This is a genomic window from Niveispirillum sp. FG148 (assembly GCF_057809655.1).
The window spans coordinates 184,102-207,004 of the sequence record NZ_JBMDKJ010000006.1 but is presented as its reverse complement, the minus strand read 5'-3'; the positions used below and the strand labels follow the sequence as shown (position 1 = coordinate 207,004).

Below are 22,903 nucleotides of genomic sequence, written 5' to 3'. Positions count from 1 at the left end.
GGATGACAGTGAGAACGCCTAAGACGGCACGTAACGAGCCGTCATTGACGCCCATGATTGCGTAGTGGCGGCCAGACGATACAGAATGCACAAGGCTCTGCCGCAGCGATGGTAGATGCCGCACCACCCCTCCCCACACCCCTTGCGCGCCTGCGTCCGGCGCACTAGCGTGGCGGCACCAATAAAGCTCGCGGGAGCCATAAAGTGTCTGTCAGCACCCCTAACGCTGCCTATCAGGGCGATGCCGTCCTGGCCGATCTGCTGCATGCCGACGGGATCGACCGGTCCGTCGCCGCCATCCGTGACCTGATTGCCGGCGTCAATGCCGCGCCCGACGGGGAATTGCCCGATGCCTGGCTGGATCTGGTCTCCGCCCGCCGCAGCGAGGCGTTGAGCGAGCAGCTGCTGGCCCTGCGCGCCACCATCGACCGGCCCGCCGACCCGGCCAGGGGCGACCATGCCGCCCGGCTGGCCGCCCTGCGCGCCGAACTGAAGCGCCGGGGCCTGGACGGGTTTGTGGTGCCGCGCGCCGATGAATATCAGGGCGAATATGTGCCGCTGCGCGGGTCGCGCCTGGCCTGGATCAGCGGCTTCACCGCGTCGGCCGGCGCCGTGGTCGTGCTGCTGGACAAGGCCGCCGTCTTCGCCGATGGCCGCTACACCATCCAGGTGCGGCAGGAGGTCTCCCCCGCCCTGTTCAGCTATCACCATCTGATCGAGGAATTCCACGGCGACTGGGCCGCTTCCAACCTGCCGGCTGGGGCAAAGCTGGGCTTTGATCCCTGGATGCATACGGGTGCCTGGGCCGACAAGATGCGCGCCAGCCTGACCCCGGCCGGGATCGAGCTGGTCGCGACAGAGGGCAGCCCCATCGACGCCGTGTGGACGGACCAGCCGCCGGCCCCGCTGGGCGTGGTCAATATCCAGCCCGTTTCCGTTGCCGGCCGGTCCGCCACGGAAAAGCGCGGCGACATCGCCCAGGCCCTGGCGGCGCTGAAGGCCGATGCCGCCGTGCTGACCCAGCCGGACAGCATCGCCTGGCTGCTGAATGTGCGCGGGGCCGACGTGCCCTGCACGCCGCTGCCTTTGTCCTTCGCCACCATCAATGCCGAAGGGCAGGTCGACTGGTTCGTGGACCGGCGCAAGCTGGCGCCGGGGCTGGAGGAACATCTGGGCAATCAGGTGTCGATCCGGGCACCGGACGAGCTGGCCGCCGCCCTGGACACGCTGGGGGCGGCCGGCGCCAAGGTGCGGCTGGACGGGGCCACGGCCGCGCTGTGGGTCGTGGACCGGCTGACCCGTGCCGGGGCCAAGGTCGATCCGGGCGGCGACCCCTGCGTCCTGCCCAAGGCCGTGAAAAACCCGGTGGAAATCGACGGCGCCAAGGCCGCCCATCGCCGCGATGGCGTGGCCCTGATCCGTTTCCTGCGCTGGTTCGACGCGGAGGCGCCGAAGGGCCATCTGGACGAACTGACCGTGGTGGACACGCTGTTGCAGTGCCGCCGCGGCGGGGCCGATTTCCGCGGCCCCAGCTTCGACACGATCAGCGGGGCCGGCCCCAACGGCGCCATCGTGCATTACCGCGCCAATGAGGCGACGAACCGCCGGGTGGAAAATAACAGCGTCTTCCTGCTGGACAGCGGCGGGCAGTATCTGGACGGCACCACCGACATCACCCGCACGCTGGCCGTGGGCGATGTCGGCGCCAATGCGCGGCGTCACTTCACCCTGGTGCTGAAGGGCCATATCGCGCTGAACCGCGCCCGCTTCCCCGCCGGCACGGCCGGCAGCCAGCTGGACACGCTGGCCCGGCAGTTCCTGTGGGCCAACGGTCTGGATTACGACCATGGCACGGGCCATGGCATCGGCAGCTACCTGTCGGTGCATGAAGGGCCGCAGCGCATCGGCAAGCAGCTGAACAGCGTTACCATCCTGCCCGGCATGATCTTCTCCAACGAGCCCGGCTATTACCTGGCCGGCGCCTATGGCTTGCGGATGGAGAATCTGGAACTGGTCGTGCCTGTCGCCATTCCGGGCGCCGAGCGTCCCATGCTGGGCTTCGAGACGCTGACGCTCTGCCCCATCGACACGCGCATGCTGGACAAGAGCCTGATGACCAACGAGGAAGTGGCCTGGCTGAACGCCTACCACGCCCGCGTGCGGGCCGAACTGTCGCCGCTGGTGACGGGTGCCGATCTGGCCTGGCTGGAACAGGCGACGGCAGCGGTGTAAGGCGGTTTGCTTTCTCCCGTGATCCCGGTGACGAGGAGCAGGGAAAGCAGGATGGCAAAGAAGGGCCGGCGGATCGCTCCGCCGGCCCTTGTCATATCCGCTCCAAGCCGTCGATCAGTTCACCCGCGAACCAACCCCCAGCAGGCCGCGGTTGCGCAGCAGCGCGTCGACCTTGGGCGCGCGGCCGCGGAAGGCGACATAGGCGTCCATCGGGTCCTTCGACCCGCCGGCGCTGTAGACTTCCTGGTACAGCTTCTGGGCCAGCTTCGGATCGAAGATGTTGCCGGCCTCCTTGAAGGCGTCGAACCCGTCGGCATCCAGCACTTCCGCCCACATATAGCTGTAATAGCCGGCCGAATAGCCGTCGCCGGAGAAGACGTGGGTGAAATGCGGGCTGCGGTGGCGCATGACGATTTCCTTCGGCATGCCCAGCTTGGCCAGCGTCTCCCGCTCGAACGTGTCGGGGTCCAGATCCTTGGCGTCGGTCAGGCTGTGATAGGCCATGTCCACCAGCGCAGAGGAGGTGTAGGAGACGGTGGCAAAGCCCTGGTTGAAGGTCTGGGCCGCCAGGATCTTGTCCAGCAGCTCCTTCGGGATGGGCTTGCCCGTCTTGTAATGCACGGCATAGCGCTGCAGGATTTCCGGCTGCGCGATCCAATGTTCCAGGATCTGGCTGGGGAATTCCACGAAGTCGCGCAGCACCGACGTGCCCGACAGCTGCGGATAGGTCACGTTCGACAGCATGCCGTGCAGCCCATGGCCGAATTCATGGAACAGGGTCGTGGCATCGTCGAAGGACAGCAGTGTGGGCTGACCTTCCGCCCCCTTGGCGAAATTATTGTTGTTCAGGACGATGGGGTGGATATCGCCGGCCAGCTTCTCCTGATCGCGCAAGGACGACATCCAGGCACCGCTGCGCTTGGACGGCCGGGCGAAATTGTCGGCCATGAACACCGCGACATGGTTGCCCTTGCGGTCCTTCACCTCATAGACCTTCACGTCCGGGTGATAGCGCGGGGCATCCTTCAGCTCGGTAAAGGTGACGCCGAACAGCTGGCCGGCCGTGTAGAACAGGGCCTCCTGCATCTTTTCCAGCTGGAAGTACGGCTTGATCTCCTCCTCGTTCAGGTCGTACTTCGCCTTGCGCACCTTTTCGGCGTAGTAGAACCAGTCCCAGGGCTCGATGCTGATATTCTGACCTTCGCTGGCCGCCATCCTGGCCAGATCGTCCTTTTCCTCCGCCGCGCGGATCTTGGCCGGTTCCCAGACCTGGACCAGCAGATCATTCACGGCCTGCGGGGTCTTGGCCATGGTGTCGGCCAGCTTATATTCGGCAAAGGTCTTGTAGCCCAACAGGTTGGCGCGTTCGATGCGCAGCTGGACGATCTCCTTGATATTGGCGTTGTTGTCCTGGGCATCGGCATTGTCGCCACGCGCCACCCACGCCTTCCAGGCCTGCTCGCGCAGGGGCCGGCTGGCGGAGAAGGTCAGGAACGGCTCGATCGACGACCGCGACAGGGTGATGACATATTTGCCCTCCTGCCCGCGCTCCTTGGCGGCCTGGGCGGCGGCGGCGCGCACGAATTCCGGCAGGCCGACCAGATCGGCCTCGCTGGTCAGGACCAGCATATAATCCTTCTCGTCGGCCAGAACGTTCTGGGAGAACTGGGTCGACAGCACGGCCAGGCGCTTCATGATCTCGGCCATGCGCTCGCGGTCCTTGCCTTCCAGCTTGGCGCCCGCGCGCACGAAGTCGAGATAATAGCGTTCCAGAACGCGGCGTTGTTCAGCCGTCAGCTTCAGGCTGTCGCGCTTCTGGTACAGCGCGTCGACACGGCCGAACAGGGAGGCGTTCAGGTTGATGGCGCTGTTATGGGCTGCCAGGATCGGCGCCATGTCGCGCTGGATCTTCTGCAACTCGTCATTGGTGTTGGACGCGGTCAGGTTCCCGAACACACGGGCCACCTTGCCATAGAGATCGCCGCTCTTTTCCAGGGCGTCGATCGTGTTGGCGAAGGTTGGCGCGTCCTTGTTGTCGGTAATGGCCTTGATCTCGGCCAGATGGTCTGCCATGGCCTTTTCATAGGCGGGCTTGAAATGTTCCGGCCGGATCGCGTCGAACGGCGGAATGCCGAAACGGGTCTTCCAGGGCTGGAAAAAGGGATTGTCGCTGCTCACCTTGTTCGTCTCCACCTGCGCCACCTGCACCGGGGCGTCCGCCGCCATCGCACCAGCCGGGGCCATCGCCCCGACAAGGCCCAGGATCAGGGCCGAGGCCCCGCACTTCAACACCATCTTCACTGCCTGTCCCCTTTATTTGCTCAGGGTTTGTCCGATGCGACATGGGTCCGACAAGCCGGCATGCGTGACAAGGGCCGTAACAGTTCTGTTACAATAAGCAGCGACAAAGGCGGAAGCAGCGGACAGACAGGGTGGCCGGCGCATGCGCCACAACCGTACCAGCATGGGCACAATATTGATGCGGTCGGTTAATAATATTCCCGAAAAGTCGACTGCCGGCCGCCTTCTTCCGCTTGGCTGCCGCCGGTGCAAAGGGCTAGGCGCGGGGGGCCGTGCTTTACATTCAACCTGCCGTCGTTAAACTGCAATATGACCCGGATGGCCCGGTATTTTCCGGCCACCCCCTGTTTCGGTCCCGGAGTAAAGATGTCCGACACCGCCCACGCCTATCCCCGCCTGTCCGATCTGGACATGACGGGCCACCGCATCGTCGACAAGGCCGCCTACCAGAAGGAACTGGAGAAGCTGCAGGAAACCGTCCTGCATGTGCAGCAGGCCTATTGGCATTCCAAGCGCCGCGCCATCATCGTGTTCGAAGGCTGGGACGCCTCTGGCAAGGGCGGGGCCATCCGTCGCCTGACGGAAAATCTGGACCCGCGCGGCGCCCATGTGTGGCCCATCGCCGCCCCGACGCCGGAGGAACAGGGTCGCCATTATCTGTGGCGCTTCTGGCAGCGCCTGCCCCGGCCCGGCACCTTCTCCATCTTCGACCGGTCCTGGTACGGGCGCGTGATGGTGGAACGGATCGAAGGCTTCGCCAAGCCGCACGAATGGCGCCGCGCCTATGACGAGATCAATGAGTTCGAGCGGCAGTTGACCGATGATGGCGTGCGCATCATCAAGCTGTTCATGCACATCACGCCGGAAGAACAGCTGGAGCGGTTCCGGGAGCGGCTGAACAATCCGTACAAGCGCTGGAAGCTGACGACGGAGGATCTGCGCAACCGCGACCGGCGCAAGGAATATGAAGAGGCGGTCGACGAGATGTTCGCCCGCACCAGCACGGACAACGCCCCCTGGGTGGCCGTTCCGGCCAATGCCAAATGGTATGCGCGGGTGGAAGTGCTGCGCCAGGTGGTGGCACACCTGTCCCATGATGTGGATATCAGCCCGCCCAAGCTGGACCCGGCGGTCAAGACCGCAGCGGAAAAGCTGCTGAAGAAGAAGTGATCGGTGACGCGGGCGCCAACAGGCGCCCGCCGACCCTTGAGGGGTCAGGAACGCCGTGCCGGCGGCGTAGCATCGGCGGCCCGGCGCGTGCGCTGCCAGGCGTCCAAGGTACGGCGCAGATTGGCCGCAGCTTCCCGGCGCATGGCGGTCAGGCCCGCCGCATCGCTGTTGAAGGCGCTTTCCAGTTCCTGCTGTTCAGCCAGACAGGCTTCAAAGCTGAGCAGGGCGGCCCGGTCGCTGTCGATCCGGTCGGCCTGACCGCTGTCGATGCCGCCATTGATGACCGGCGCGGTACAGGGACCGGCCAGGGCAGCGGGCGCTGCGACCAACATCAGGCCCAGCATGATCAGAATCGGGGAGAGGCGGCAAAACATGAGGACACCGGCCATGTTCGCATGACCGGAGCGGCCATACCAACGTCAGAATCGCACGAAACCGGGATCAGCGACACTAGCCAATCGCATAGGACTGCAACATTCCGGCAATGCCCACCCCGCCCCCGGTCGGGCGGGCCGATACATCAGGCGATGGCCGTGCCGGCTGCACGCAGAACCAGCGCCAGACTGGCCGCGGTGGCCCCATCAACGCGGGGAATGATCTCCATGCCGCCGGCCGCTTCGCGCAAGGGCCCGTTGTCGGCGGGACCCGGCTGGTCGGCCAGGATGACGTCCCAGGCTTTGGGTGCCTTGCGCAGGGCCTGCACGGCCTTGGCCGGGGTGGACACCAGGGTCACGTCGCAGCCATAGCCGTCCAGTTCCAGGACCAGTGTATCCGCGTCCTGGGCCGGGGAAACCATCAGCACCCGGACGGCGGCCACGCGGGAACTGGAGGGGATGCGTTCGGCCAGTTCCATGGCCTGCCGCCCGGCCTGGATGATGCGGCGGGCGAAATCGCGGGACTGGCCTTCCGGCAGGTCGGTTTCCAGGAAGGAGGCGAAGCCCAGCAGCGCGTTCAGGGCATTCACCAGATCATGGCGAAGCCCCCGCGGCAGACCATTGCCATCCAGCGCGGGAGCGGGCTTGCCGGCCCCGCCGGCCGGATCAGCGGGCAAGGCCCAGCTCCACGGCGCGCATGGCGGCCTGGGTACGGTTCTTGGCGCCCAGCTTGCGGCACAGGCCACGGATATGCAGCTTCACCGTCACCTCCTCCAGGTCGAGCGCGCGGGCGATCTCCTTGTTGGACTGCCCCTTCAGCAGGAAGTCCAGCACCTCACGCTCCCGCCGCGTGAAGGTGCTGTTCAGCGCATTGCCGTCGGCCGCCATGGCGCTTTCCGGCAGGTTGTCGGGCATGAACACTTCGCCCGCCGCCATGCGCTGCACGGCCTGCAACAGGATGGAGCCGGGCAGGGTCTTGGGCAGGAACCCGACGGCGCCATGGGCCATGGCCAGTCGGATATCCTCGTTCTTGGCCTCGCCCGACATCAGGGCGATCTTCAGCGAGGGATAGCGTTCGCGCAGCCGTACCAGACCGTTCAGACCGTTCATGCCCGGCATCCGCAGATCCAGCAGCAGCATGTCGAAAGGCGCGCCATCGTCCAGCACTTTCAGCGCTTCGCTGACGGTGCCGACACCTTGCACGGTGGTGCCCGGTGCCTCTCGCTCGAAATGCGAGCGGAGCGCGTCACGCAAAAGGTCATGATCGTCGGCAATCAGCAGGCGCATGGTATCCGGCCTAATGGTGAGCGTCGGTTTTGATATATTACAGCAACACGCAATTGTGCAAAGTCTCCATTTAGATAACGACCGCCGATGCCTAGAGCTCCGGGCGGCGCCATGTCGCAACCGGCCGAATGTGTCTTTTGCTTTGACTTGGCCGCTCTGCTGGGCTAACGATGGCTCCCGGTAAGAGGCTGAAGCCGATATCGGGCCGTTCCCAAGGTGCCCGGCTTCCCGTTCCCGATGGGTACGGGGCGACTCGCCGAGTGATCCTCCCTCCGTGGAAGGTCATTCGTCACGGCTCTCGGCTGGACGTGCCGTTCGTGCAGGTCCACCAAATCCCCCTCCTTTCGCCCGTCTCTTCGCCCCCACCCCTTGCCTCCGGCTTTCAGACAGAATCCCGCTATATCCGGCCTCCTGGCCGTGATCCTGCCTCAATCCGGACGCATGCCGTGGGATGAACCCAGGGCGCGCCCCTCCCCCGCAACCGGCCCTATGGCCGACCGAAGCCAGATCCGATGAATCTCCAGGAACTCAAGGCCAAGACCCCCGCAGAGCTGCTCGCCTTCGCGGAGGAGCTGCAGATCGAGAATGCCGGCACCCTGCGCAAGCAGGACATGATGTTCGCCATCCTGAAGCAGCTGGCCGAAAATGACGTGCCCATCTATGGCGAAGGCGTGCTGGAGGTGCTGCCCGACGGGTTCGGGTTCCTGCGCAGCCCGGAAGCCAACTATCTGCCCGGGCCCGACGATATCTACATCTCCCCCAATCAGGTGAAGCGCTTCGGCCTGCGCACCGGCGATACGGTGGAAGGCCAGATCCGCGCGCCCAAGGATGGGGAGCGGTATTTCGCCCTGCTGAAGGTCAACACCATCAATTTCGACCACCCGGACAAGGTGCGTCACCGTATCAACTTCGACAACCTCACCCCGCTCTATCCCGACGAGCGGCTGAAGCTGGAGGTCGAGGTCGATCCGACGGGCAAGAAGAAGGACATGACCACGCGGGTGATCGATCTGGTCGCCCCGCTGGGCAAGGGCCAGCGCGCCCTGATCGTGGCGCCGCCGCGCACCGGTAAGACGGTGATGCTGCAGAACATCGCTCATTCCATCGCCACCAACCACCCGGAAGTCTATCTGATCGTCCTGCTGATCGATGAACGTCCCGAAGAAGTGACGGACATGGCCCGTTCCGTGCGGGGCGAAGTGGTGTCGTCGACCTTCGACGAACCTGCCACCCGCCATGTGCAGGTCACGGAGATGGTGCTGGAAAAGGCCAAGCGCCTGGTGGAGCACAAGCGCGACGTGGTCATCCTGCTGGACAGCATCACCCGCCTGGGCCGCGCCTACAACACCGTGGTGCCGTCGTCGGGCAAGGTGCTGACCGGTGGTGTGGACGCCAACGCCTTGCAGCGTCCCAAGCGCTTCTTCGGCGCCGCCCGCAATATCGAGGAAGGCGGTTCGCTGACCATCATCGCCACGGCCCTGATCGATACCGGCAGCCGCATGGACGAGGTGATCTTCGAAGAGTTCAAGGGCACGGGTAACAGCGAAATCGTCCTGGACCGCAAGCTCTCCGACAAGCGCATCTTCCCGGCCCTGGACATCCAGAAGTCCGGTACGCGCAAGGAAGATCTGCTGGTCGATCGCGGTGCCCTGGCCAAGATGTGGATCCTGCGCCGCATCCTGAACCCGATGGGCCCGCAGGACGCGGTCGAATTCCTGATCGACAAGCTGAAGCAGTCGAAGACCAACAACGATTTCTTCGACAGCATGAACCAGTAAGGGGCCATCCCCAGACCGTTCGCAAGGGGCCGCCGCCGGGCAACCGGGGCGGCCCTTTTTCATGCGTGCATGCAGGGATTCCGCCCCGGCCGCGTACCGTCATAACGACCCATCCGGTTGGCATAGCCCCTTTGTTCGAGCCGCTTTCCAGGCATTTCCCGGCTGGCCGTGACAGCCATCACGGTGCCCGTCAGCGCAAACGGATAGGGTTCGGGAAATCGCTCATGCCGCCGTTGAAATGTCATGGAACCGGCGCATGATCACACCGTTGCCTCGTGAAACCGCTTTGGTTGGCCCCGGGCCACGGACAGGAGGACGCCTATGGATATTCTCGATCTCCCCCCTCTCGACCCCGCTCTGCTGGGCGAAGTCAGCCTGCGGGAACTGCTGGCCGATCCCATCGCACAGCTGCTGATGGATCGCGACGGCGTGGCCGTGCAGGACGTGCTGGACATCGTCCATGTCATGGCCGGGCGCATCGCCAGCAATGATTGCGGCCGACCGGCCGGGGCAATCTCCGCCGCCTGACCGGCCGGCGGCGGACCGGTGGTGTCCGCTGCCGATTGAACTGACGCCCCTGCCATGCCATATGCAACCGGCAAGTGACCAATGCCGGAGGGGGCGAATGCCTGACAGCCTGAACCATGCCGACCTGGGCGATCTGCCCGCCTGGGACCTGTCCGACCTCTATGCCGGCCCCGACAGCCCGGCGCTGGCGGCCGATCTGGATCAGGCGGAAAAGGATGCTGCCGCCTTTGCCGCGCGTTATGCGGGCAAGCTGTCCAGCCTGACCGGCGGGGAACTTGCAGCGGCGATTGCCGACTATGAACGGCTGGACGAAGTCCTGTCCAAGATCATGTCCTTTGCCGGCCTGCTCTATGCCTCCAACATGGCCGATCCCAATGTCGGCCGGTTCTATCAGGGGATGAGCGAGCGGGTGACGGGCATTTCCGTCCACATGCTGTTCTTCACGCTGGAGATCAACCGGCTGGAAGACGCGGTGCTGACCGCGAAGCTGGCCGATCCCGCGCTCGCCGCCTATGGCCCCTTCCTGCGCGACACCCGCATCTTCCGCCCGCACCAATTGTCGGACGAGGTGGAGAAGCTGCTGCATGAAAAGCATGTGGCCGGCCGTGCCGCCTGGACCCGCCTGTTCGACGAGCATCTGGCCGATCTGCGCTTCAATGTGCGGGGCGAGGATCTGACCTCGGCCCAGGCGCTGAACCTGCTGTCTTCCACCGACCCGTCCGTGCGCCGCGACGCGGCCCAGGCGCTGGGCGAAGTGCTGGGCAAGAACCAGCGCATCTTCGCCCACATCATGAACACCTTGATCAAGGACAAGGAGATCGAGGATCGCTGGCGCCACTACGCCAACCCCTGGTCGTCCCGCAACCTGGCCAACCAGGTAGAGGACGAGGTGGTGGACGCGCTGCTGGCCTCGGTCCGCGCCGCCTACCCGCGCCTGTCCCATCGCTATTACAGCCTGAAGGCCAGGTGGTTCGGTCAGGACCAGCTGGATTACTGGGACCGCAACGCGCCCCTGCCCGGCGATGACGACCGCAAGATCCCGTGGGATGACGCCAAGCGCATCGTCCGCGACGCCTATCACCGCTTCAGCCCCGCCATGGCGGAGATCGGCCAGAAATTCTTCGACAATCCCTGGATCGACGTACCGGCCCGACCCGGCAAGAATCCCGGCGCCTTTGCGCACCCGGTGGTGCCCTCGGCCCATCCTTACCTGCTGCTGAACTATATGGGCCGCACGCGCGACGTGATGACCTTGGCGCATGAGCTGGGCCATGGCGTGCATCAGTATCTGTGCCGCGCGCAGGGGCATCTGCAGGCATCAACGCCGCTGACCCTGGCCGAAACCGCCTCGGTATTCGGGGAGATGCTGACCTTCCGCGGCCTGCTGGACGCCACCACCGATCCGGCCAAGCGCAAGGCGCTGCTGGCCGGCAAGGTGGAGGACATGATCAACACCGTCATCCGCCAGATCGCGTTCTATCAGTTCGAACGCAAGCTGCACACAGAACGGCGCGAGGGCGAGCTGTCGGCCGAGCGCATCGCCGAGATCTGGATGGAGGTGCAGACCGAAAGCTTAGGTCCCGCCTTCCGCTGGGAAGACAGCTACCGGCCCTACTGGACCTATATCGGGCACTTCGTCCACTCGCCCTTCTATGTCTATGCCTACGCCTTCGGCGACTGTCTGGTGAACAGCCTGTACGCCGCCTATCAGGAAGCCGCAGCCCAGGGCCGGGGCCCGGAATTCGCCGACAAATACATGACCATGCTGTCGGCCGCCGGCACCCTGCACCATGCGGACCTGCTGGCCCCGTTCGGGCTGGACCTGAAGGACCCGTCCTTCTGGAACAAGGGCCTGGGCCTGCTGGACAGCTTCATCACGGAGCTGGAGTCCCTGTAACCTCCCGCCAGCGATAGCCCTTACCGGGTTCATTGACGATGGCGTCGAAGCCATCGTCAATGTCCCGGAACTTCTTGCGGATGCGCTTGATGAAGGCACGCACATTGGCGCGGTAGCCCGACGCCCCCTTGCCGGCCATGAAGCCCGGCCCATGCACCAGATCATAGAGGTCACGGTAGGTCACCAGCGCGTCCGGCCGCTGGGCCATCAGCCGCACCATGGCAAATTCCGTGCGGGTCAGCGGCACGGCCTGACCAGCCCAGAAGGCCGCATGCCGGTCCACCCTGAGGTCAAGCTCATCCCGCAGCAGGGGCGGCGGGGAATGGGTTGACGGCAGGAAGGATGGGGCCGCCGCCAGGGTGCCACGGGCCAGGGTGCCACTGATCGACATGGGGAACGCTCCGCGTGGGTTTAAGGGTCCAGGCGGACAGGAAACCGTCATCAGATGGCGACCACCGGGCCGAAAAATGGCACGGATACGGCCATTGCCGGACCTGTCCATTTGCGTGTTGGACAGGTGCAGCGGAGGTAGACCGGACGGGATCGGTGATGGGCGGCTGGCACCGTCCCCAAATGAAGACGGCGGGCCGTTCGCGAACGAACGGACCCGCCGTTTCTTCTACGGCCTGTCGGCCTCAGCCGGATGGGCACAAGCCATGTTAAACCGCGCTGTGGCGGGGGCTTCGCCGCTGCAAATCCGGCCGATTGTCCGGCCGCCCTTCATCAGGATCGGTCGGTTATGGCGGGGATTGGTCCTGACGGCCCCCGTCATGAGACAAAGCGTGCGCCCATCCGCCGCCCCTGACAACGCCCAATCAAGTATGTCGTGGTGCGAAAGCTGCCCGCCTGCCGCATGGCTTTTTCCAGCTTGGCAGATGCCCGGTCCTGACAAGCTTGCCTTGTCAGGACCGGGTACGGCGGCGACCGCCGCCGCGCCGCATGTGCGGCGTAGCCAAGCGGCCGGATGGCGGCGCCGGCAACTGAGGCCCCGTGATCGGTACCGATCACGGGGAACTGGCATTGTGTCCCAAATCGCGCTACTGCATGCCTCCCGTGCCGCACCCGGGATGGCCGACACTTGACTCACGCGTCGTGTCGGCTCACTTAATCGGGACCAGATTGGTCCTGTATTGAGAAAGGTTCGCGACAAGCCCATGCTGCGGCTCAGCAAAATGACGGATTACGCCGTGGTGGTCCTGACCACCCTGGCGCATGCCGACGGCGCGCTGCACACGGCAACCTCGCTGGCCGATCGCACGGGCCTGCCCATGCCCACGGTGCAGAAGCTGCTGAAGCTGCTGACCCGTGGCGACCTGCTGCATTCGCACCGCGGTGCTGCCGGCGGCTACAGCCTGTCGCGCGGGCCCGACCGGATCAGCGTCGTGAACATCATCGAGGCGATCGAGGGGCCGATTGCGCTGACCGATTGCGTCGATGGCGGCAGCGGCGGCTGTGGCGTGCAGGGGCTCTGCTCGCGCAAGAATCATTGGGAGAAGGTGAACGGCGCGGTGCGCCGGGCGCTGGAGGATGTGACGCTGGCCGACATGGCCGCCCCCAGCCTGTTCGATTACCAGCCGCCCGCGCCCCGCGCGGCGCTGGCCGGTTGAACAGCGGGGACGCAAGGGGTTTGAAGGGGAGCGACGGATATGGCCGCCACTGAACAGACGATCGAGCAGGTCAAGAGCCTGGCGGAGGGGAAGTACAAGTACGGCTTCTTCACCGATATCGAATCCGAAACGGCGCCCAAGGGCCTATCGGAGGACATCGTCCGCTTCATTTCCGCCAAGAAGGGGGAGCCGGAATGGCTGCTGGAATGGCGGCTGCGGGCCTATCGCCACTGGCTGACCATGGAAGAGCCGGATTGGGCCAAGCTGCACTATCCGCCCATCGACTATCAGGACAGCTATTACTATTCCGCACCAAAGGTGAAGGATGGCCCGAAGTCGCTGGACGAGGTCGATCCCGAACTGCTGAAGACCTATGAGAAGCTGGGCATCCCGCTGAAGGAACAGGCCATCCTGGCCGGCGTCGAAGGGGCGGGTGACAGCCCGTCCATCGCGGTGGACGCTGTGTTCGACAGCGTGTCGGTCGCCACCACCTTCAAGAAGAAGCTGGAGGAGAAGGGCATCATCTTCTGCTCCATCTCCGAGGCGGTGCATAACCATCCCGATCTGGTGCGCCAGTATCTGGGCACGGTCGTGCCCTATTCGGACAATTACTTCGCCACCCTGAACTGCGCCGTCTTTACCGACGGCTCCTTCGTCTATATCCCCAAGGGCGTGCGCTGCCCCATGGAACTGTCCACCTATTTCCGCATCAATGCGAAGAATACGGGCCAGTTCGAGCGCACCCTGATCATCGCCGACGAAGGCTCTTACGTCTCCTATCTGGAGGGCTGCACGGCCCCGCAGCGTGACGAGAACCAGCTGCATGCCGCCGTGGTCGAACTGGTGGCCCTGGATGACGCCACCATCAAGTACTCCACGGTCCAGAACTGGTATCCAGGCGACGAGAATGGCAAGGGCGGCATCTACAACTTCGTGACCAAGCGCGCCGCCTGCCGCGGCCGCAATTCCAAGGTCAGCTGGACCCAGGTGGAAACCGGTTCGGCCATCACCTGGAAATACCCGAGCTGCATCCTGCAGGGCGACAATTCGGTGGGCGAGTTCTATTCGGTCGCCATCACCAACAACATGCAGCAGGCCGACACCGGCACCAAGATGATCCATATCGGGAAGAACACCCGCTCGACCATCATCTCCAAGGGCATCTCCGCCGGCCGTGCGCAGAACACCTATCGCGGCCTGGTCCGCGTCCTGCCCAAGGCGGAGAACGCCCGCAATTTCACCCAGTGCGACAGCCTGCTGATCGGCGACAAGTGCGGAGCCCATACGGTGCCCTACATCGAGAGCCGCAACCGCACGGCCCGGGTGGAGCATGAGGCGACGACGGCCAAGATCAGCGAAGACCAGCTTTTCTACTGCCGCCAGCGCGGGTTGAAGGAAGAAGACGCGGTCGGCCTGATCGTGAACGGCTTCTGCAAGGAAGTGCTGAAGGAACTGCCCATGGAATTCGCGGTGGAAGCACAGAAGCTGGTGGCGATCAGCCTGGAGGGGTCTGTGGGGTGAGGGCCCTTCCCGCTCTTTTTTGTCGCTCCTTTCCCGTCATCCCGGCGAAAGCCGGGACCCAGGGTCACAGGCACAGCGGGTATACGCCCCATTGCGCAGGAACAGGGAATGGAGAATGGCAAGCAGGGATACGTCTACATCCTCGCCAGTGCCCGCAACGGCACTCTCTATATTGGTGTGACAAGCGATCTGGCGCGACGAACTTGGGAGCATCGGGAGGGATTGGTCGACGGCTTTGCCAAGGATTACGGGGTGAAAATCCTCGTACATTATGAAGTCTTTGACCGTATCGACGATGCCATCCAACGCGAGAAGCGTCTGAAGGAATGGAAGCGAGCTTGGAAGATCGAGTTGATTGAGAAGCAGAATCCTCAATGGCTCGATCTCTATGGAAATCTGATTTGAGGTGCGGATGGAAAGGTTGGCGCCTGTGACCCTGGGTCCCGGCTTTCGCCGGGATGACGGGAAGAGGAGAGACCTCCATCCCCCTAATCGTGGAGCAGTGTCATGTCCCTGATCGAAATCAAGAACCTGCATGCCTCGGTCGATGGCAAGGCGATCCTGAAGGGGGTCGATCTCACCATCAATAAGGGCGAGGTGCATGCCATCATGGGCCCCAACGGGGCGGGCAAAAGCACGCTGTCCTATGTGCTGGCGGGCCGCGAGGGCTATGAGATCACGCAAGGTTCCGTCACCTTCGACGGCCGGGACCTGCTGTCCATGGAGATCGAGGAGCGCGCCGCCGCCGGCCTGTTCCTGGCCTTCCAATATCCCGTCGAAATCCCCGGCGTCAGCAACACCACCTTCCTGAAGGAAGCGCTGAACGCCGTGCGCAAGACGCGCGGGGAAACGCCACTGGACGCCATGCAGTTCCTGAAGCTGATCCGGGCCAAGGCCAAGGATCTGTCCATGACGGATGAGATGATCAAGCGCGCCGTCAATGTGGGCTTCTCCGGTGGCGAGAAGAAGCGCAACGAGGCTTTGCAGATGGCCGTGCTTCAGCCGAAGCTGGCCATCCTGGACGAAACCGACAGCGGCCTGGACATCGACGCGCTGAAGATCGTGGCCGAAGGCGTGAACCGCCTGCGCGGGCCCGAACGCGGCATGCTGGTCATCACCCATTACCAGCGCCTGCTGGACTATATCGTGCCCGACGTCGTGCATGTGCTGGCCAATGGCCGAATCCAGAAGACCGGCGGCAAGGATCTGGCGCTGGAGCTGGAAGCCAAGGGTTATGCCGAATTCGGCGTGACCGAGGCGGCGTGATCGATCATGACGGCCCCCGACGTTCGCATCAGCATCGAACATGACGTGCCGGTCACCGGCCCCGACGCGGAAATCGTGCTGGGCGCCCTGATGGCCTATAACGCCACCCATCTGCCCCCGTCCGACAGCCGTTTTGTGCTGGTCGTCGGCGATGCAGAGACGGGGGTGCCGGTGGCGGGCCTGTCACTGGTGCAATGGGGGACCGACGCTTACTGCTTCTGGGGCATCTGGTCGATACCGGGCGCGGACCATCCGGCCGTCGTGGCGGCGCTGCTGACCCGGACAGAGGTGGAACTGGCGCGGCGCGGCGTATCGCGCCTAGTGATGATCACCCGCGCCCATGACGATCCCGCCCCCTATCTGGGTCATGGCTTCGGCGTGCGACAGGTGATCCGCCAGCACATCAATGGCGGCGATTACACGGTGATGGAAAAGCGCGTGCAGCCGGATGTGAAGGCATCGTCCGCCACCGGCCTGTCTGTCAGCCTGCATGAACCGCCGGCCAAGACCCTGGGCCGTGACATCTGGCGCATCACCGATGAACGCCGGCAGGCCCTGCTGGGGGCGCCCGTGAAACTGGTGGCGGCCTATGTGCGCGACAGGGCGACGAACGCCCCGCGGGGCGGCGCCCTTTGCTATGCCGTGAACGGCGACTTCATGGTCGACATGGTCTGGCTGGATGAGAAGCTGCGCGGCACCGGCACGGGTTTCGCCATGCTGGCGGCAGCGTTGGATGAAGGCCGCCGCCTGGGCTGTGTCCGGGCGGGGGTGGAGACCATGGATTGCCAGGCCCCCACCTTCTATCCTCAGCACGGGTTCCAGCGCTTCGGCTATGTCGAACATGGCGTACCGGGCATGAACATGAACTTCTATGAAATGAAGCTGTGATGATGCGCGACGAACTGAAGGAAACCGGCAAGGGCTTCGTGGAACAGGTGGTGGCGCTGGCGCCGTCCCTGCCCGTTGCCGACCACCGTGCCCAGGCGTTGGACCGTTTCGCCAAGGCGGGCCTGCCGACGACGCGGGTGGAGGCGTGGCGCTTCACCAGCCTGCGCGGGCTGGACAAGCTGTCCCTGGCCCCGGCCCCGGATGCCGCCAGGGTGACGGTGGATGCCATCCCCACGGCGCTGGAGGCACCGGGCCCGCGTCTGGTCTTCGTGGCCGGGCAGTTCCGCGCCGACCTGTCGCGCGTGGGCGATTTGCCGGACGGTGTGGTGCTGGAAAGCCTGTCGGCCACGCTGCGCAACGGTGCCGACGCCTTGGCCGATGGCCCGTTCCGCGCCCTGAACGATGCCCTGTCCACCGATGGTGCGGCCCTGCGCGTCGCGGCCGGCATGAAGCTGGCGGGGCCGGTGGAGCTGGTCTTCATCGCCGCTGGCGTTGACGGCAGGACACCCCTGTGGAACCCGCGCATCACCATCGATCTGGCCGACGGGGCTGAGGCGACGGTCGTTGAACATCATGTCGGCAGCAATGAAGGCGCCTATGTCAGCAATATCGCGGCCGATATCCGCGTCGGCGCGAACGCCCGCCTGCATCATTACAAGCTGCAGGCCGAAAGCCTTGAGGCCTGGCATCTGGCCAATGTCGTCACGCATCTGGCCGGTGGCGCCACCTATGACACGTTCGTGCTGAACCTGGGCGCGCGCCTGTCCCGGCACGAGGCGCGGCAGGTGCTGGATGGGGAGGGGATCGAGGCGCGCGTGTCCGGTGCCTATGCCATCGGCGGCAGCCAGGTCAGCGACATCACCACCCTGATCGACCATGCCAAGCCCCATTGCACCAGCCGCGAGGTGGTGAAGGGCGTCATCGACGGCAATGCCAAGGCCGTGTTCCAGGGCAAGATCATCGTGCGGCCCGACGCGCAGAAGACGGATGGCTATCAGCTGAACCGCGCCCTGCTGCTGTCGGACAATGCCGAGATCAACTCCAAGCCGGAGCTGGAGATCTATGCCGACGATGTGAAGTGCAGCCACGGCGCCACGGCGGGGGAGTTGGACGAGGACCAGATGTTCTATCTGCGCGCCCGCGGCATCCCGCGCGACGCGGCCCGCGTGCTGCTGATCGGCGCCTTCCTGGACGAAGCGCTGGAGGAGATCATCGACGAGACGGTGCGGACCTATTTCCGCGCCCGCGCCGAAGCCTGGATGGGGGCGCGCTGACCCATGCCCGACAGCCTGACCAACCGCCACGCCATCCGCTTCACCCACCGCCACCCGGCGGATGGGGAGGTGGCGGTGTGGCTGCATGGTCGGGCCATGGCGGCGGAACGCGACGCCCTGGGTGTGGATCGGCGGGCCGTGGGCCTGTTCATCCGCGACGCGGGCGGGCGCATCCAGGCGGGCGGGGTGCTGTGGCTCTACGGTGCCGACGCCTATATGCATGTGCTGTGGGTGGATGCGCCCTGGCGCGGCCAGGGTCTGGGTGCGGCCCTGCTGCGCGCGACGGAGAATGCGGCCGTAACCGGCGGCGCCCGCCGGCTTTACCTGTCCACCATGGGCTTCCAGGGGCCGGATTATTATCCGCGCTTCGGTTTTGTCAGCCAGGGCGTGTTCCCCGATTTCACCTGGGGCCATGACCGGCATTATTTCAGCAAATCGTCCCTGGCGACGGCCCCCGCCCTGCCCCTGCCCGCCGGCCTTTATCTGCACCGGGCCGAGGCGCCGGAAGATGCGGATGTGCGCGCGGTGGAGGATGGGCTGGACGCCCACTGGCTGCTGACCATTCCCACCCCCTACAGCGAAACCAGCGTAGAGGCGGTGGACGCCGCCGGGCAGCGGGTCGGTGCCGGCCTCGCCGTGATCGACGGGGCGCACCTGACGCTGGTGGATGTGCAGGTGGTGCCGGAATGGCAGGGGCGCGGTATCGGCGGCCGCCTGCTGGCCGAACTGGAAGCGGCGGGACGGGATGCCGGCTGCCGCTGGTCCACAATCATGCCGCTGGATTTCCAGCAGCCGGGCTTTTTCATCCGGCATGGCTATACCCGCCAGATGCGGGTCGAAAACTACCTTCTGGGCCACGGCCGCGACTGGTTGCGGCGGGCCATCGGGGATGAATGATGCGTGATGAGATGCACCCGACCCTGGGCAATGCCCCCTATGACGTCATGCGCGTGCGCCAGGATTTCCCGATCCTGACGCGGCTGGTGCATGAGAAAAAGGGCCGCGCCGGCAAGCCGCTGGTCTATCTGGATAATGGCGCTTCTGCGCAGAAGCCGCGCCAGGTGATCGACGCCATGTCGCACCTGCTGGAACATGACTATGCCAATGTGCATCGCGGCGTGCATTTCCTGTCGCAGCGGTCCACCGACCTCTATGAGGCCACGCGCGACAAGGTGGCGGCGTTCCTGAATGCGCCAAGCCGGGAGAACATCGTCTTCACCCGCAACGCGACTGAGGCCTTCAACCTGCTGGCCAACAGCTGGGGCGGCACGTTCCTGAAGGCAGGCGATGGGGTCATCATCTCCTGGATGGAACATCACGCCAATATCGTGCCCTGGCAGCTGCTGCGTGACCGGATCGGCATCAATCTCAAGGTCGTGCCGGTGCTGGATGATGGCAGCCTGGACATGGACGCCTATGAGGCGATGCTGACGCCCGACGTGAAGCTGGTCTCCATCACCCATGCCAGCAATGTCCTGGGCACGGTCAACCCGGCCGCACGCATCGCGAAGCTGGCCCATGCCAAGGGCATTACCGTCGCCTTCGATGGCAGCCAGGCCGCCGTGCATCAGCCGGTCGACGTACAGGCCATCGACGCCGATTTCTACGTGTTCACGGGCCACAAGCTCTATGGCCCCACCGGCATCGGCGTGCTGTATGGCCGCAAGGAGCTGCTGGACGCCATGCCCCCCTGGCAGGGCGGCGGCGACATGATCAGCACGGTCAGTTTCGAGAAGACGACCTACCGCGAGGCGCCCTACCGGTTTGAGGCCGGAACGCCGGCCATCGTGGAAGGGATCGGGCTGGGGGCCGCCATCGACTATGTGACGGCGCTGGGCATGGACGCCATCCAGGCGCATGAACAGCGCCTGCTGGCCTATGCCACCCACCGGCTGGCGGAGGTGGAAGGCTTGCGCATCATCGGTACAGCGCCCAACAAGGCGGCCATCCTCAGTTTCACCATGGATGGCATCCACCCGCACGATATCGGCACCTTGCTGGATCGCGGCGGGGTGGCGGTCCGGGTGGGACGGCACTGCGCCGAACCGCTGATGGACCGGTTCGGGGTGGGCGCCACCGCGCGGGCCAGTTTCGGCCTCTATAATACCGAGGCCGAGGTGGATGCGCTGGTGGAAGCGGTTCAGGCCTGTAAAGCATTCTTCGGGTAAGGCGACACCAATGTTCGATGATCTTCGTGACCTGTACCAGGAAGTGATCCTGGACCATGGCAAGAACCCCCGGAATTTCGGCCGGCCCGCCGCCTTCAACCGCACGGCCCGCGGCGACAACCCCATGTGCGGGGACAAGATCGCCATCTATCTGACCGTGGGCGACGACGGCATCATCCAGGACCTGCATTTCGACGGGCGCGGCTGCGCCATCAGCCAGGCCAGCGCCAGCCTGATGACGGAGATCCTGCGCGGCAAGCCGATCAAGGAGGCCGAGGCCCTGTTCGGCTATTTCCACGACATGTGCACCAAGGACGAGGATGAGCAGGGCGACCATGGCACCCTGGACGAGGATGCCACGGACAAGCTGGCCGTGATGTCGGGCGTGCGCGAATTCCCCATGCGGGTGAAATGCGCCACGCTGGCCTGGCACACGATGAATGCCGCCCTGCATGGCGAAGCCACCACCTCCACCGAAAACGCGTCATTCTGATCCGGGGACCGAGAGATGACCCAGAACACCCGCCCCATCGCCCCCGACGTCTCCATGGGCTCGCCCATCGACCTGCCGGATGATGAAAAGCTGCCCGCCGACGCGCCATTGTATGACCGCGTGGTGGAGGCGCTGCGCACCGTCTATGATCCGGAAATCCCGGTGAATATCTATGAGCTGGGCCTGATCTATCGCTGCGACGTGGATGCGGATGGCGATGTCGAGATCGACATGACCCTGACCGCCCCCGCCTGCCCCGTGGCCGGCGAAATGCCGGGTCAGGTGCAGCAGGTCGTGGCCGCCGTCGACGGTGTGGCCAGCGTGCATGTCGAGCTGATCTGGGAACCCGCCTGGGATCCCTCCCGTATGAGCGACGATGCCCGCATCGCGCTCAACATGTTTTAAGGTTGAGGAGGACATCATGGCCCGCAGCCTGCCCAAGGCCCTGACCATCACCGACGCCGCCGCGGAACGGGTGAAGGAACTGATCGCCCGCTCCGAAAAGCCCATCATCGGCCTGCGCGTGGGCGTGAAGACGCGCGGCTGCTCCGGCATGTCCTATTTCGTGGAATATGCCGAGGAGAAGAAGAAGTTCGAGGAGGTGGTGGAGGACAAGGGCGTGACCATCCTGATCGACCCCGCCGCCACCATGTTCCTGATCGGCAGCGAAATGGACTATGCCGACGACAAGTTCCAGTCCGGCTTCACCTTCAAGAACCCCAACGAAAAGGCCCGCTGCGGATGCGGGGAGAGTTTTTCGGTGTGAAGGGGGGGGGGAGCGGCGGCGCGAACATATGGGCGCTGGCACTCTCCGCCGTCACCCCGGCGGAAGCCGGGGCCCAGCGTGAGGCGCGGTCAGCGCCGATATGATTCTTATCGCGGCAGACGCCGCTTGATGCCTGGGTCCCGGCTTTCGCCGGGATGACGAAATCGGGTAGGCCGCATCCAGTATCGTAGGTCAGGTCGAGCCACCGGCGAGCCCTGACATTTATTGACGCCGTCGCTTGTCAGGGCTCGCCGGTGGCTCGACCTGACCTACGGCTGACACTTTCCACCCGTCACCCCGGTGACGAAATAGGGTAAGCTGTGGTCAGCTTGATCCCCAACAGAGCCCACCCATGCCGCCGCGCCCTCGCAAAATCCCGAAAGCCAGTCTCCTTGGCTTCGCCTGCGCGTCGCTGTTCAGTTTCTCGACTCTGTTGCCCGATGCGATCCAGTTGCCGGCGATGGCCGTTCTGTTCCTGGTCTTCGTGTTCGGCTTCAATTACTTCATGCGTCACCCGTGACCCTTCCCCCCACCCTCTCCTCTGCCGCCGTCGCCGTCCTGACCACAGCCGACGCCACGGAAAAGGCCCGTCTGACCCGCGCGTTTGCCGCCGCCTGGCGCGACGGTGCCATCACCGACCTGGGCCGCGCCGACCCGCCGGCCCGGCCCGCCCGCCCCGCCAAACCGGAACTGCGGCATCCCAAGGACATGCCCAAGCGCGGCCGGGGGCAGAGCATCGCCAATCGCATCGCGCTGCTGCACGCCATCGCCCATATCGAGTTGAACGCCATTGATCTGGCCTGGGACATCCTGGCCCGGTTCCAGCATCTGCCCGACGGCACACCCCTGCCCCTCTCCTTCCACACCGACTGGCTGCGCGTGGCAGAGGAGGAGGCGTTGCACTTCTCCCTGGTTGCCGGCCGTCTGGCCAGCCTGGGCGCTGCCTATGGCGACCTGCCGGCCCATGACGGGTTGTGGCAGGCATCCGAAGGCACGGCGCATGACTTGGCCGCGCGCCTCGCCGTGGTGCCCATGGTGCTGGAAGCGCGCGGCCTGGATGTCACCCCCGGCATCATCGACAGCCTGACCAGGGCCGGCGACCATGAAAGCGTGGAGGTCCTGCACATCATCCTGCGCGATGAGGTGGGCCATGTCGCCACAGGCCGGCGCTGGTTCCAGGTCGCGGCCCGGGCCATGGGGAAAGAGGCCGGCCCCTGGTGGCAGGACCTGGTCCGCACCCATTTCAAGGGCGAGCTGAAGCGCCCCTTCAACGGGCTGTCGCGTGAACTGGCCGGCCTGCCGTCCGATTGGTACGAGCCGCTGGCCGGGAATTGATCCTCCCTATCGCTTATG

Annotated in this window: 23 protein-coding genes; 18 read left to right on the top strand and 5 right to left on the bottom strand. The window is 64.9% G+C overall.

Annotation, left to right across the window (positions count from 1 at the left end; translation table 11 throughout):
• Positions 1 to 204: 204 nt before the first annotated feature.
• The gene (locus tag ACODTW_RS09210; protein WP_488945678.1) at positions 205 to 2,232 is read left to right on the top strand and encodes a M24 family metallopeptidase; all 2,028 of its coding nucleotides are present in this window, start codon (positions 205 to 207) and stop codon (positions 2,230 to 2,232) included.
• Between the two features lie 114 nt (positions 2,233 to 2,346).
• On the opposite strand, the gene ACODTW_RS09205 is transcribed toward ACODTW_RS09210, so the two are convergent.
• On the bottom strand, positions 2,347 to 4,527 hold the full coding sequence (locus tag ACODTW_RS09205) for a M3 family metallopeptidase (protein WP_488945769.1): 2,181 nt from the start codon (positions 4,525 to 4,527) through the stop codon (positions 2,347 to 2,349).
• A gap of 372 nt (positions 4,528 to 4,899) precedes the next feature.
• On the opposite strand from ACODTW_RS09205, the gene ACODTW_RS09200 reads away from it, so the two are divergent.
• Positions 4,900 to 5,703, top strand: a complete 804-nt coding sequence (locus tag ACODTW_RS09200) for a polyphosphate kinase 2 family protein (RefSeq protein WP_488945677.1) — start codon at positions 4,900 to 4,902, stop codon at positions 5,701 to 5,703.
• Positions 5,704 to 5,747: 44 nt separating this feature from the next.
• On the opposite strand, the gene ACODTW_RS09195 is transcribed toward ACODTW_RS09200, so the two are convergent.
• The 3 genes from ACODTW_RS09195 to ACODTW_RS09185 all read right to left on the bottom strand — a co-directional run bounded on the left by ACODTW_RS09195 (position 5,748) and on the right by ACODTW_RS09185 (position 7,364).
• Positions 5,748 to 6,047: a hypothetical protein gene (locus tag ACODTW_RS09195; RefSeq protein ID WP_488945676.1), complete on the bottom strand. Its 300-nt coding sequence runs from the start codon at positions 6,045 to 6,047 to the stop codon at positions 5,748 to 5,750.
• Positions 6,048 to 6,223: 176 nt separating this feature from the next.
• Complete coding sequence (locus ACODTW_RS09190) at positions 6,224 to 6,754, bottom strand: hypothetical protein (RefSeq protein WP_488945675.1); 531 nt, start codon at positions 6,752 to 6,754, stop codon at positions 6,224 to 6,226.
• The gene (locus tag ACODTW_RS09185) at positions 6,744 to 7,364 is read right to left on the bottom strand and encodes a response regulator (RefSeq protein ID WP_488945674.1); all 621 of its coding nucleotides are present in this window, start codon (positions 7,362 to 7,364) and stop codon (positions 6,744 to 6,746) included. The genes ACODTW_RS09190 and ACODTW_RS09185 overlap by 11 nt, the downstream gene beginning before the upstream one ends.
• A 512-nt stretch (positions 7,365 to 7,876) precedes the next feature.
• Between ACODTW_RS09185 and rho the strand changes: the two genes are divergently transcribed.
• From rho to ACODTW_RS09170, 3 genes are all read left to right on the top strand, one after another.
• On the top strand, positions 7,877 to 9,142 hold the full coding sequence (gene rho, locus ACODTW_RS09180) for a transcription termination factor Rho (RefSeq protein ID WP_488945673.1): 1,266 nt from the start codon (positions 7,877 to 7,879) through the stop codon (positions 9,140 to 9,142).
• A gap of 321 nt (positions 9,143 to 9,463) precedes the next feature.
• Entirely contained in the window at positions 9,464 to 9,670 is a 207-nt protein-coding gene (locus ACODTW_RS09175) for a hypothetical protein (protein WP_488945672.1), read from the top strand.
• A gap of 97 nt (positions 9,671 to 9,767) precedes the next feature.
• Positions 9,768 to 11,567, top strand: a complete 1,800-nt coding sequence (locus ACODTW_RS09170) for a M3 family oligoendopeptidase (protein WP_488945671.1) — start codon at positions 9,768 to 9,770, stop codon at positions 11,565 to 11,567.
• Here the strand turns inward: ACODTW_RS09170 and ACODTW_RS09165 are convergent.
• The gene (locus tag ACODTW_RS09165) at positions 11,545 to 11,958 is read right to left on the bottom strand and encodes a helix-turn-helix domain-containing protein (protein ID WP_488945670.1); all 414 of its coding nucleotides are present in this window, start codon (positions 11,956 to 11,958) and stop codon (positions 11,545 to 11,547) included. The genes ACODTW_RS09170 and ACODTW_RS09165 overlap by 23 nt on opposite strands.
• A gap of 763 nt (positions 11,959 to 12,721) precedes the next feature.
• Here ACODTW_RS09165 and ACODTW_RS09160 point away from each other — a divergent pair.
• The 13 genes from ACODTW_RS09160 (at position 12,722) to ACODTW_RS09100 (ending at position 22,885) form a co-directional block, all read left to right on the top strand.
• A complete protein-coding gene (locus ACODTW_RS09160) occupies positions 12,722 to 13,174 on the top strand; it encodes an SUF system Fe-S cluster assembly regulator (RefSeq protein ID WP_488945669.1) in 453 nt (150 codons plus the stop codon).
• A gap of 39 nt (positions 13,175 to 13,213) precedes the next feature.
• Complete coding sequence (gene sufB / locus ACODTW_RS09155; protein WP_488945668.1) at positions 13,214 to 14,695, top strand: Fe-S cluster assembly protein SufB; 1,482 nt, start codon at positions 13,214 to 13,216, stop codon at positions 14,693 to 14,695.
• Positions 14,696 to 14,803: 108 nt separating this feature from the next.
• Complete coding sequence (locus tag ACODTW_RS09150; RefSeq protein WP_488945667.1) at positions 14,804 to 15,100, top strand: GIY-YIG nuclease family protein; 297 nt, start codon at positions 14,804 to 14,806, stop codon at positions 15,098 to 15,100.
• Positions 15,101 to 15,202: 102 nt separating this feature from the next.
• The gene (gene sufC / locus ACODTW_RS09145; protein ID WP_488945666.1) at positions 15,203 to 15,961 is read left to right on the top strand and encodes a Fe-S cluster assembly ATPase SufC; all 759 of its coding nucleotides are present in this window, start codon (positions 15,203 to 15,205) and stop codon (positions 15,959 to 15,961) included.
• Positions 15,962 to 15,967: 6 nt separating this feature from the next.
• On the top strand, positions 15,968 to 16,849 hold the full coding sequence (locus ACODTW_RS09140; protein ID WP_488945665.1) for a GNAT family N-acetyltransferase: 882 nt from the start codon (positions 15,968 to 15,970) through the stop codon (positions 16,847 to 16,849).
• Positions 16,849 to 18,123 carry a Fe-S cluster assembly protein SufD gene (gene sufD, locus ACODTW_RS09135; protein WP_488945664.1) on the top strand — a complete coding sequence of 425 codons (1,275 nt, stop codon included), beginning with the start codon at positions 16,849 to 16,851 and terminating at the stop codon, positions 18,121 to 18,123. The genes ACODTW_RS09140 and sufD overlap by 1 nt, the downstream gene beginning before the upstream one ends.
• Positions 18,124 to 18,126: 3 nt before the next feature.
• Complete coding sequence (locus ACODTW_RS09130; RefSeq protein ID WP_488945663.1) at positions 18,127 to 19,020, top strand: GNAT family N-acetyltransferase; 894 nt, start codon at positions 18,127 to 18,129, stop codon at positions 19,018 to 19,020.
• Complete coding sequence (locus tag ACODTW_RS09125; protein WP_488945662.1) at positions 19,020 to 20,291, top strand: aminotransferase class V-fold PLP-dependent enzyme; 1,272 nt, start codon at positions 19,020 to 19,022, stop codon at positions 20,289 to 20,291. The genes ACODTW_RS09130 and ACODTW_RS09125 overlap by 1 nt, the downstream gene beginning before the upstream one ends.
• 10 nt (positions 20,292 to 20,301) lie before the next feature.
• Entirely contained in the window at positions 20,302 to 20,784 is a 483-nt protein-coding gene (gene sufU / locus ACODTW_RS09120; RefSeq protein WP_488945661.1) for a Fe-S cluster assembly sulfur transfer protein SufU, read from the top strand.
• Positions 20,785 to 20,799: 15 nt separating this feature from the next.
• Complete coding sequence (locus tag ACODTW_RS09115; protein WP_488945660.1) at positions 20,800 to 21,189, top strand: SUF system Fe-S cluster assembly protein; 390 nt, start codon at positions 20,800 to 20,802, stop codon at positions 21,187 to 21,189.
• A 16-nt stretch (positions 21,190 to 21,205) separates the two neighbouring features.
• Positions 21,206 to 21,550, top strand: coding sequence for a HesB/IscA family protein (locus ACODTW_RS09110; protein ID WP_488945659.1), 345 nt, complete (start codon positions 21,206 to 21,208; stop codon positions 21,548 to 21,550).
• Positions 21,551 to 21,902: 352 nt separating this feature from the next.
• Positions 21,903 to 22,070, top strand: a complete 168-nt coding sequence (locus tag ACODTW_RS09105; RefSeq protein WP_488945658.1) for a hypothetical protein — start codon at positions 21,903 to 21,905, stop codon at positions 22,068 to 22,070.
• The gene (locus ACODTW_RS09100; protein ID WP_488945657.1) at positions 22,067 to 22,885 is read left to right on the top strand and encodes a ferritin-like domain-containing protein; all 819 of its coding nucleotides are present in this window, start codon (positions 22,067 to 22,069) and stop codon (positions 22,883 to 22,885) included. The genes ACODTW_RS09105 and ACODTW_RS09100 overlap by 4 nt, the downstream gene beginning before the upstream one ends.
• Positions 22,886 to 22,903: the final 18 nt, after the last annotated feature.

Bases quoted from the DNA above. Each gene is read 5' to 3' on its own strand.
- ACODTW_RS09205 (WP_488945769.1), bottom strand. From the start codon at position 4,527: ATGGTGTTGAAGTGCGGGGCCTCGGCCCTGATCCTGGGCCTTGTCGGG.
- ACODTW_RS09200 (WP_488945677.1), top strand. From the start codon at position 4,900: ATGTCCGACACCGCCCACGCCTATCCCCGCCTGTCCGATCTGGACATG.
- ACODTW_RS09195 (WP_488945676.1), bottom strand. From the start codon at position 6,047: ATGCTGGGCCTGATGTTGGTCGCAGCGCCCGCTGCCCTGGCCGGTCCC.
- ACODTW_RS09185 (WP_488945674.1), bottom strand. From the start codon at position 7,364: ATGCGCCTGCTGATTGCCGACGATCATGACCTTTTGCGTGACGCGCTC.
- rho (WP_488945673.1), top strand. From the start codon at position 7,877: ATGAATCTCCAGGAACTCAAGGCCAAGACCCCCGCAGAGCTGCTCGCC.
- ACODTW_RS09175 (WP_488945672.1), top strand. From the start codon at position 9,464: ATGGATATTCTCGATCTCCCCCCTCTCGACCCCGCTCTGCTGGGCGAA.
- ACODTW_RS09170 (WP_488945671.1), top strand. From the start codon at position 9,768: ATGCCTGACAGCCTGAACCATGCCGACCTGGGCGATCTGCCCGCCTGG.
- ACODTW_RS09165 (WP_488945670.1), bottom strand. From the start codon at position 11,958: ATGTCGATCAGTGGCACCCTGGCCCGTGGCACCCTGGCGGCGGCCCCA.
- ACODTW_RS09160 (WP_488945669.1), top strand. From the start codon at position 12,722: ATGCTGCGGCTCAGCAAAATGACGGATTACGCCGTGGTGGTCCTGACC.
- sufB (WP_488945668.1), top strand. From the start codon at position 13,214: ATGGCCGCCACTGAACAGACGATCGAGCAGGTCAAGAGCCTGGCGGAG.
- ACODTW_RS09150 (WP_488945667.1), top strand. From the start codon at position 14,804: ATGGAGAATGGCAAGCAGGGATACGTCTACATCCTCGCCAGTGCCCGC.
- sufC (WP_488945666.1), top strand. From the start codon at position 15,203: ATGTCCCTGATCGAAATCAAGAACCTGCATGCCTCGGTCGATGGCAAG.
- ACODTW_RS09140 (WP_488945665.1), top strand. From the start codon at position 15,968: ATGACGGCCCCCGACGTTCGCATCAGCATCGAACATGACGTGCCGGTC.
- sufD (WP_488945664.1), top strand. From the start codon at position 16,849: ATGATGCGCGACGAACTGAAGGAAACCGGCAAGGGCTTCGTGGAACAG.
- ACODTW_RS09130 (WP_488945663.1), top strand. From the start codon at position 18,127: ATGCCCGACAGCCTGACCAACCGCCACGCCATCCGCTTCACCCACCGC.
- ACODTW_RS09125 (WP_488945662.1), top strand. From the start codon at position 19,020: ATGCGTGATGAGATGCACCCGACCCTGGGCAATGCCCCCTATGACGTC.
- sufU (WP_488945661.1), top strand. From the start codon at position 20,302: ATGTTCGATGATCTTCGTGACCTGTACCAGGAAGTGATCCTGGACCAT.
- ACODTW_RS09115 (WP_488945660.1), top strand. From the start codon at position 20,800: ATGACCCAGAACACCCGCCCCATCGCCCCCGACGTCTCCATGGGCTCG.
- ACODTW_RS09110 (WP_488945659.1), top strand. From the start codon at position 21,206: ATGGCCCGCAGCCTGCCCAAGGCCCTGACCATCACCGACGCCGCCGCG.
- ACODTW_RS09105 (WP_488945658.1), top strand. From the start codon at position 21,903: ATGCCGCCGCGCCCTCGCAAAATCCCGAAAGCCAGTCTCCTTGGCTTC.